9 protein-coding genes and 2 pseudogenes are annotated in these 8,908 nt (G+C 67.7%); 5 read left to right on the top strand and 6 right to left on the bottom strand.

All coding sequences use genetic code 11. The features are described 5' to 3' along the window. The 3 genes and pseudogenes from B551_RS08085 to B551_RS08075 form a co-directional block, all read left to right on the top strand. A pseudogene (locus tag B551_RS08085) lies at nt 1-281 on the top strand (hypothetical protein); the annotation flags it as partial. Nucleotides 282-495: 214 nt separating this feature from the next. Then, on the top strand, nt 496-1,212 hold the full coding sequence (locus tag B551_RS08080; RefSeq protein ID WP_023263843.1) for an EF-hand domain-containing protein: 717 nt from the start codon (nt 496-498) through the stop codon (nt 1,210-1,212). A 216-nt stretch (nt 1,213-1,428) separates the two neighbouring features. Continuing rightward, nucleotides 1,429-1,920, top strand: a complete 492-nt coding sequence (locus tag B551_RS08075) for an Lrp/AsnC family transcriptional regulator (RefSeq protein ID WP_006578900.1) — start codon at nt 1,429-1,431, stop codon at nt 1,918-1,920. 83 nt (nt 1,921-2,003) lie between these two features. Here the strand turns inward: B551_RS08075 and B551_RS08070 are convergent, their stop codons facing one another. Continuing rightward, nucleotides 2,004-2,702, bottom strand: coding sequence for a GNAT family N-acetyltransferase (locus tag B551_RS08070; RefSeq protein WP_006578901.1), 699 nt, complete (start codon nt 2,700-2,702; stop codon nt 2,004-2,006). A 334-nt stretch (nt 2,703-3,036) separates the two neighbouring features. Here B551_RS08070 and B551_RS08065 point away from each other — a divergent pair, with 334 nt between their 5' ends. Both B551_RS08065 and kefC read left to right on the top strand, forming a co-directional pair. Then, nucleotides 3,037-3,639: an NAD(P)H-dependent oxidoreductase gene (locus B551_RS08065; RefSeq protein ID WP_083492551.1), complete on the top strand. Its 603-nt coding sequence runs from the start codon at nt 3,037-3,039 to the stop codon at nt 3,637-3,639. Continuing rightward, a complete protein-coding gene (gene kefC / locus B551_RS08060) occupies nt 3,636-5,444 on the top strand; it encodes a glutathione-regulated potassium-efflux system protein KefC (protein ID WP_006578903.1) in 1,809 nt (602 codons plus the stop codon). The genes B551_RS08065 and kefC overlap by 4 nt, the downstream gene beginning before the upstream one ends. 57 nt (nt 5,445-5,501) lie before the next feature. Here the strand turns inward: kefC and sugE are convergent, their stop codons facing one another. The 5 genes and pseudogenes from sugE to B551_RS25535 form a co-directional block, all read right to left on the bottom strand. Beyond that, complete coding sequence (gene sugE, locus B551_RS08055; protein ID WP_006578904.1) at nt 5,502-5,816, bottom strand: quaternary ammonium compound efflux SMR transporter SugE; 315 nt, start codon at nt 5,814-5,816, stop codon at nt 5,502-5,504. Between the two features lie 163 nt (nt 5,817-5,979). After that, nucleotides 5,980-6,591, bottom strand: a complete 612-nt coding sequence (locus B551_RS08050) for a TetR/AcrR family transcriptional regulator (RefSeq protein WP_006578905.1) — start codon at nt 6,589-6,591, stop codon at nt 5,980-5,982. After that, nucleotides 6,591-7,382, bottom strand: coding sequence for a DUF1835 domain-containing protein (locus tag B551_RS08045; RefSeq protein ID WP_006578906.1), 792 nt, complete (start codon nt 7,380-7,382; stop codon nt 6,591-6,593). The genes B551_RS08050 and B551_RS08045 overlap by 1 nt, the downstream gene beginning before the upstream one ends. A gap of 223 nt (nt 7,383-7,605) precedes the next feature. Next, on the bottom strand, nt 7,606-8,694 hold the full coding sequence (gene paaE / locus B551_RS08040) for a 1,2-phenylacetyl-CoA epoxidase subunit PaaE (protein WP_006578907.1): 1,089 nt from the start codon (nt 8,692-8,694) through the stop codon (nt 7,606-7,608). 57 nt (nt 8,695-8,751) lie between these two features. Beyond that, nucleotides 8,752-8,908: pseudogene (locus tag B551_RS25535) on the bottom strand (phenylacetate-CoA oxygenase subunit PaaJ); the annotation flags it as partial.

Genomic DNA, 8,908 nt, shown 5'->3' with positions numbered 1-8,908 from the left:
CGACGCCGGCCACGCAGCCCGTGCCCGCCGCACCTTCCGCTCCACCTCCCGCCCCACCTGCCGCAGCCGCTCCGCCGGCGTATCAGCCGCCGCCCGCAATGGCGCCGAATCCCGGCATGGCGGGGCAGGTCCCGCCGCCGCAGGTGAATCCCGGCACCAACCCCGGCATCAATCCGGGCATGAACCCCGCGGTGAATCCGGGCATAAATCCCGGCATGAATCCCGGTATGAATCCCGGCATGAACCAGGGCGACGACGCGGCGATGATGTCCAAGGGCTGAACGGGCGAAGAACGACGCGAAGAAGCGGTATCCCGTGCTTCCGTATCGCGTTCGTACCGCGCTGTATTGCTCCGGTATTGCGGCCGTTTACAGCCCCGGGCCGATTCTGTGAGCCGCGTAACATCCTATTAATCCGGCCAACTTCCCGCCATCGTCTGCGTTCTAATCGGTACATGGTCAATCCGACCAGTCGACCGAAACAAGGAAAACAGACATGTCACGAAACACCATCAAGCCGCGCCCTGTTCACCAGTTGCTGGCCGCTTCGGCGGTGTTCCTGGCGATCGGCGGCAGCGCGATCGCGCAGACCCAGGCGCAGGCCCCCGCCACCCAGGGCGTGCCGCAAGCCGCGGCCTCCGCGGCCGAAGCCGGGCCGGCACACAAGGGTCACCGTGCCGACGGCCATCACCACCGTCAGCATCGCCACCACGGCCACCACGGCCATCACGGCGGCATGTCGCTGCGCGCGGCCGATACCGACCGCGACGGCGCCATCTCGAAGGCCGAGGCCGACGCGATGTTCGCCCGCGTCGATGCCAACAAGGACGGCAAGATCGACAAGGATGAAATGCGCGCCTACCACAAGGCCCAGCACGCGCAGCACCGCCAGCAGATGCGCGAGCGCTTCGACGCGCGCTTCAAGGCCGCCGACAAGGACGGCGACGGCGCACTGAGCAAGCAGGAAGCCGAGGCCGGCATGCCGCGCATGGCGGGCCATTACGACCGTCTCGATGCCAACAAGGACGGCAAGCTGACGCGCGACGAAATCGGCGCCGGCATGCGCCAGGTCCATATGCAGCGGATGGAGCGGATGCAGCGCCACCACCACGGCATCAAGGGTCAGCCGGGCACCCCGGGCGCCCCGGGCAACACCGGCACGCCGCCGACGCAGCCGAACAACCCGGCGGTGCCGTCGACCGAGGGCGGTTGAGCGGTGACTGCCCGGCGTCCCGCGGCAACGCGGTGAGGCCGATACAGCGGCAATAGGCAATGGAAAAGCGCGCGGTCCGGAAGGGCCGCGCGCTTTGTCTTTGCCGTTGGCGCCGCGATACGACACGTCAACGCACAATAAATTGCAACCTTGTGCCTGTCTTGCTAAATTTGCGCAAAAAAATTGCTGACTGTCTTATTGCGGAGCAACAATATCGTGAGCAAGGTGGAGCTGGACAAGATCGACCGCAAGATACTCGAGGTGCTGCAGACCAACGGGCGGTTGACCAATCTCGAAGTCGCGGAGCGCGTCAGCCTGTCGCCGAGCCCGTGCCTGCGGCGCATCCGTCGGCTCGAGGAAATCGGCGTGATCCGGCAGTACGCGGCGCTGCTGGAGCCGGGCAAGATCGGGCTGGGCCTGCTGGCCTATATCAACGTCCGCCTGGAGAAGCACGGTGGGGCGCCCAAGGGCAAGGCCCCGCTGGACCTGTTCCGCGCGGCCATCGCGATCTGGCCCGAGGTCGCCGCCTGCCATGCGATGACCGGCGAGATGGACCTGCTGCTGAAGGTCTACGTCGAGGACATGGACCACTTTGCCCGCTTCATGAAGGACCAGCTGCTGGCCCATCCGGCGGTGATCGACGTGCGTTCGAGCTTCGCGCTCGAATCGATCAAGGACACCACGGCGCTGCCGGTGATCGGCGGCTGAGCCTTGGGCCCGGAGCAGGGGCCCAACGAAAAACGGCGCGCCAGTCGGCGCGCCGTTTTGCTGTGGACCGATGTCGATGCCAATCAGGCCGTGCTCTTCTGCGGCATGATCGAGCGCCAGAAGCGCTGGCCGAAGCGCCGTGCGTCGCGCAGATTGCGGCGCACCACATAGTCCAGGTCCGCGACCTGTTCGTCGATCGCCTCGGTCAGGCGGCTGACGGTGTCCGCCGGCGGCAGTTCCAGATAGGCATCGGCCTCGCCGTACGCGTACTGGACCTTCATGCCGGCCTTCTTGGCGATATGCATCATCGCGGCGTTGCGCGACAGGCAGTGCATGTACAGCGTGCGCACATTCGTGTTGCGGCCGTGGATCGCGGCGCGCTCGAACAGCGCGCTGCCGATGCCGCGCCCGCGCGCGCTCTGCGACACCGACACGCCGAACTCGGCCACGCGGCCCTGGGCGTTGTCGCGCAGATTGGCGAAGTGGCCGACGCCGACCAGCTCGATATGTTCGTCGTAGACGCCGAACACCGTGTCGTGGTCGAAGTCGATGCTGTCGACATAGGCCTCGATCACATGGTCGCCCACCGACTGGCCGAAGCGGAGCAGGCGATCCTCCTCGCCGAGCGCGAGAAAATGCTTCAGCAGGCGCGAGCGATGCTGGGCTGCCAGTTCGCGCACCAGAATGGTCGGACGCTGGGCGGCCTGCGAGGCAGCGGCTGCTTTGCGAAGATCTTCGTCGGTCAGGGCACCGACGGCCTTGCTCAGTTCGAGCGGATTCACTTTCTGTTCCTTGGGCGATTCAGGGTATAAACGTCACATCGCGGCAAGCAGACTTGTCAAAGTAGACCATCCGAATGCGATTTCCTAATGGATGGGGCAAATCCTATCTTGCTGCAACGCGAAAAGTATTGTAGTGCATTTGTCAGTTTGACGTAAGCATGGTGCATCGCAGAGCGCGCCCTTGCCCCGCTTGTATTCTCGGAATCCATTAAAAATCAATCACTTGCTTGCCGATCCAGCAGCCGCGTGGTGTGGAAATGTTGCAACGCCGCAGCGTGCTGCAGCGTTCTACGCGACGCGGCCGCCTCGGTATAAGTAAGGTCTGCTTCACATCATGCCCGCCCGACCCATCGTTGTGATCTATGCCAATGCGCGCGCCCGCCGCTCGCATGTGAACCGGCCGCTGGCCGACGCGCTCGCCGCGCTACCCGATGTCGACGTACGGGATCTCTACGCGCGTTATCCCGATTACGACATCGATGTGGTCGCCGAGCAGCGCGCGCTGTCGTGCGCCGACACCGTGGTGCTGCAATTTCCGATGTTCTGGTTCAGCGTCCCGCCGCTGCTGAAGCTGTGGATGGACGAGGTGCTCGAACGCGGCTGGGCCCACGGCCCGGGCGGCACCGCGCTGCGCGGCAAGTCCTGCCTGGTGGTGGCCAGCACGCGTGGGACCGACGAGGGCTATTCACCGGAAGGCGTGCATCGGCATCCGCTGGCCTCGTTCCTGTTGCCGCTGGAGCAGATGGCGCTGGAATGCGGCATGACGTGGCGCGCCCCGATCGCGATTCACGACGCGTACCGGCTGGACAAGTCCGGCGTGCAGCGCGTGATCGCGGAGGTCATGGCCGCGCTCGGCCATGGCGGCGCCGGCGATTCGGCAAACGCGGCAAACGCGGCAAACTCGGCGAGCACCGCCGCCAGGCTGGAGCTCGCATGAATCCGCATGATGCGTTGCGCGTGGTGCTGGTGTTTCTGGTCGCCGCGGTGGTCGCCGTGCCGCTGGCGCGCCGTTTCGGGCTGGGCGCGGTGCTTGGCTATCTGCTCGCGGGCGCGGCGATCGGGCCGTGGGCGCTGCGGGTGGTCACCGACGTCGAATCGATCCTGAGCTTTTCCGAATTCGGCGTCGTGCTGATGCTGTTCGTGATCGGCCTGGAGCTGGCGCCCAGCAAGCTGTGGGCGCTGCGCCAGACCATCTTCGGCTATGGCGCGCTGCAGATGGCCGGCTGCGCGCTGCTGATCGGCGCGCTGGCCGCGGCCTTCGGCGCCAGCTGGCAGGTCGCGCTGGTAGCCGGCCTCGGGCTGGCGCTGTCGTCGACCGCGATCGCGCTGGCGACGCTCGGCGAGCGCAATCTGTTCGCCACGCCGGCCGGCAAGGCAAGCTTCGGCATTCTGCTGTTCCAGGACATCGCCGCGATCCCGATGATCGCGCTGCTGCCGATGCTGACGCTGGACGGCCCCCAGCCCGCCGACGGCCAGGCCTGGATCGGTGCCGTCAAGGCGGTGGCGGTGATCGCCGCGGTGGTGGTCGGCGGCCGCTATCTGGTCCGTCCGGCGCTGCGCTTCATCGCCCGCACCGGCATGCGCGAGATGTTCACCGCGTTCGCGCTGCTGCTGGTGGTCGGCATCGCCGCGATGATGGAAGCGGTCGGCATGTCGATGGCGCTCGGCACCTTTCTCGCCGGCGTGCTGCTGGCCGATTCGGAATACCGCCACGCGCTCGAGGCCGACATCGAGCCGTTCAAGGGCTTGCTGCTGGGGCTGTTCTTCATGGCGGTCGGCATGTCGATCGACTTCGGCGTGATGGCGCAGCAGCCGTGGCAGGTGCTGGGGCTGGTCGCCGCCGTGGTCGGCGCCAAGGTGCTGGTGCTGCGGCTGCTGGCGCCGCGCTTCGAGATCGCGCGCGGCCAGCGGCTGCTGTTCGCGCTGCTGATCTCGCAGGCCGGCGAGTTCGCCTTCGTCGTGTTCGGCGTGGCGCGCGCGGCCGGGCTGCTGCCGGCGGACATCGCCGCGCTGCTGGTGCTGGTGGTGGCGCTATCGATGGTGACCACGCCGTTGCTGCTGCTGGCCTACGACCAGATCGTCGCGCCACGGGCCGGCAAGCTGCGCCAGCGGGCGGACGACACCATCGAGCCGCAGGACAACCCGGTGCTGATCGCCGGCTTCGGCCGCTTCGGCCAGATTGTCGGCCGCCTGCTGTATGCGCAGGGCATCGGCGTGACGGTGCTCGACCACGACCCCGATCAGATCGATTTCCTGCGCCAGTTCGGCTTCAAGGTCTTCTATGGCGATGCCACGCGGATGGACCTGCTCGAAGCCGCGGGCGCGGCGAAGGCGAAGATTCTGGTGGTCGCCGTCGACGGCATGGACGAGAGCCTGGCGCTGATCGACCGCGTGCGTCAGCGCTTTCCGCATCTGCGGATCTACGCGCGCGCCCGCCATGTGTCGCACGTCTACCTGCTGAAGGACCGCGGCGTCGAACTGTTCGAGCGCGAGATGTTCGAGGGCTCGTTGATGCTGGGCCGGCGCGTGCTCGAAGGCCTGGGGCTGGACCCGGCCGAGGCCCGCGCGGCGGCGATGAAATTCCGCCGCCACAACATCGCCGCGATCGACCGCTTCTACCCGCACTACACCGATCAGAAGACGATGGTGTCGCTGGCGCGGCAGGCGCGCGACGAGCTCGAGGAGATGTTCAGGCAGGACCGCGAGCAGCGGCGCCGGCGGGAGGAGGCCGAGTGGTCGTGATCCGGTGGTGATCCGGCACCGGGGCGCCGCGCGCCGCCGCCCCGGTTGCGGCCCTGGTTACGACGACAGCTTGAGGCCGACGATGCCGGCCAGCACCAGGCCGGCGCTGAACAGCCGCCAGAAGCTGGCCGATTCGCCGAACAGCAGGATGCCGACCGCGAACGAGCCGACCGCGCCGATGCCGGTCCAGACCGCATAGGCGGTGCCGAGCGGCAGTGCGCGCATGGCGAGCGACAGCAGCCAGAAACTGACCACCATCGTCACGATGGTGAAGGCCGATGGCCACAGGCGGGAGAAACCTTCGGAGTATTTGAGGCCGGTGGCCCAGGCGATTTCGGTGAGGCCGGCGAGCAGAACGTAGATCCAGGGCATGATGGGCTGCGATGGTGTCGAGGCATCGGGGCCGTCCCCGGTTGGTCGGGCGCCGCTGGATGGAAGGGATTCGAAGGTGTTCGAACGTGTTTCGAAGGCTTTCCGCGGCGGCGCGGGGTCGTCCCCGGCGCAGGTGGCATTCTATCGCGGCAATGTCGCGATGTCAGGCGCGCCCGTGTCCGGGCAGCCCGCCCGCCAGCAGCTCGATCACCATCTCGGCGAAGTCCGCATAGGACAGCTTGCCGCCCGGCTTGAGCCAGGTGAAGGTCCAGTTGATCATGCCGAACACCGTCATCGTCAGCGCGGTCTGGTTCTCGCGCGTGACCCGCTCCGGATAGGCGCGCCGCAACTGGCGCGAGAACGCCGCGACCACATCGCGCTCGCGCTTCAGGATGATGTCGCGCTGCTCGGGCGCGAGGAACTTGACGTCGTTGATCAGCGCGATATGCCGCGTCTGCGAGGTCTCGTACTCGGCGAGGAAGGCGCGGATCAGGTTGGCGAAGCTGTCGCGCTCGCTGTGGCCCTGGCGCTCGGCCTCGGCCTCGACCTCGGTGACGATCAGCATCAGCCGGCGCGTGTAGCGGTCGAGCAGGTCGAACAGGATCGCTTCCTTGCTCTCGTAGTAGTGGTACAGCCGCGCCTTCGAGGTGCCGCAGGCCGCGGCGAGGTCGGCCATCGACGTGCTCGGATAGCTGCTGGCGGCAAACGCCGCCGCGGCCAGCTCGAGGATCTGTTCGCGTTGGGCCTCGAAGTCGGGCGCCTTGGTACGGGCCATCAGGAATCGGCCGTCAGATTGCGCCGCAGCTCGCAGCTTTGCAGCGAATCGGCATTGCCCCGCAGCACCATCTGGCCGGCGCCGATCAGTTCGCGGCAGCGCCAGAACACGAACCAGTCGCTGGCCAGCAGCCCTTCGATCGCGCCCATCACGCTGCCGACCACCTGCGCCGCGGGCGTCCATTCGAGCGGTGCACGCTCCAGGATCACCTCGTCGACCGTGTGGTAGGCGGCGGGCACCAGCGTATTGCCCTTCCACAGCCGCACGTCGGCGTTTTCCTTGACGTTCTGCTGCCACTCGTAGCCGAGCCGGCCCAGGCGCAGCACCGAGACCGGCGCGATGGTGGAGAAGCGGCGCGCCAGCCGGGCGGCCGGATACATGCCGATCGCGGTCAGATTGCCCTGGGTGGTGCCGTCGAGCTCGCGGCTGTCCATCGCGACCTCGTTGATCCGCTGCGGGCTCTGGTACAGGTGGAACACGACCCGGCGCAGCATCAGCTGGTCGGAGGCGCTCTGGCCGTGCCAGATCGCGACCTCGGGCTCGCTCTGGCGCAGGCCCTGCAGCTGGTCCAGCGCCTGGCGCATCTCGGCGGCGAAGTCGATCTCGCTGTGCGGGGCCACGCGCTGCCAGAAGCCGGAGCGGATCAGGCCGCTGCTGTCCACGTCGGCGATCGGGCCGACGGCCAGGTCGTCGCGCAGCACGACGACGGGGTCCGGACGGGCGGCTTGCGCCAGCGCCTGGCGCAGCGTGTTGCCCGCCATGTCACCGTTGACGACGTGGATGTATTGCATGGCCGTGATTGTATATGGAGAAGACGGCTCAACAGCACCGCGCCTGCCCGGCGGCCAGGACTGGCGCGGTATCCGGGCCAGCGGCGCGCGGCCGTCCGGTCGGGTGTCCGATCGAATGTCCGATTTCAGGCAGCGGCCATTTTAACCATGCATCGCTGGGGGACGGCGGCGGTGCGTGCGCTCGCGCGCAGCGCGGCGCCAACCGGACGCCATCGCGATCGGCCTATCGCTCGTCGTAGCTGACCACCACGCGCTCGGTCAGCGGCCGTGCCTGGCAGGTCAGCACGAAGCCCTTGTCCATCTCCCACGGCTCGAGCGTGTAGTTCTTCTCCATCTCGACCTTGCCCTCCAGCACCTTGGCGCGGCAGGTGCAGCAGACCCCGCCCTTGCAGGCATAGGGCAGGTCCAGACCGGCTGCCAGCGCGGTGTCCAGCACGTTGGCGTCCTGCAGCGGGATGCGCATCGCGTGCTGCTTGCCGTCGAGCACCACCACCAGCTGCGCGGTGCCGGCCTCGTCGGTGGTCACCTTGACGGGCTGGCGGCGCGGCTGGGCCAGCGGCACGCCGAAGCGCTCGGCGTGGATCTTGTGCGGGTCCAGGCCGCCTTCCTTCAGCGCGGCCTCGACGTCGTCGATCATCGAGGCCGGTCCGCAGACGAAGGCCGCGTCGATGTCTTCGACCGGGATCAGCGTCTCGAGGAAGGCCTGCACTCGCGCGCGGTCCAGCCGGCCGTGCAGCAGGTCGACCTCCTGCGGCTGGCGCGACAGCACGTGGTACAGCGTCAGGCGCGACAGATACTGGTTCTTCAGGTCGTCCAGTGCCTCGGCGAAGATGATGCTGTCGACATTGCGGTTGCCGTAGACCAGCGTGAAGCGGCTGTTCGGCTCGACCGCCAGCGTCGTGCGGATCAGCGACATCACCGGCGTGATGCCGCTGCCGGCGGCGAAGGCCACGTAGTGGCGCGCCGCGTCGGGGTCGAGCGGGACATGGAAGCGGCCGTCCGGCGTCATCACGTCGATCGTGTGGCCCGGCACCACCGCGTCGTGCAGGAAGTTCGAGAACAGCCCGTCGTCGACCCGCTTGACCGCGACGCGTAGCTCGCCGCGTTCGTCGTAGTCTTGTACGCCGCAGCAGATCGAGTACGAGCGCCGCACCTGCTCGCCGTCGATCGACGTGCGCAGCGTCAGGAACTGGCCCTGCTTGAAGCGGTAGGCGTCGCGCAGTTCGGGCGGGACCTCGAAGGCGACCGACACGGTGTCGGCGGTTTCGGGGCGGACCTGCGCCACGCGCAGCGGATGGAACTGAGGGGTCATGGCGGCGAGGGACAGTGGGCCGCGGCGCAAGCGGGACGGCCCGCCTGGGTCCAGTGGCTAGTACGGTTTGAAGTAGTCGAACGGTTCGCGGCAGGCGCGGCAGCGGTACAGCGCCTTGCAGGCGGTCGAGCCGAACTGCGACAGCGGCTCCGTGTCTGCGCTGCCGCAGCGCGGGCAGGCCACGTGATCCGCAGCCCGGCCGCCCGTGGCGCGG

Origin of the sequence: Cupriavidus sp. HPC(L), from assembly GCF_000307735.3 — a bacterium.
Taxonomy (GTDB): domain Bacteria; phylum Pseudomonadota; class Gammaproteobacteria; order Burkholderiales; family Burkholderiaceae; genus Cupriavidus.
This window is presented reverse-complemented; position numbering and strand designations above follow the sequence as displayed.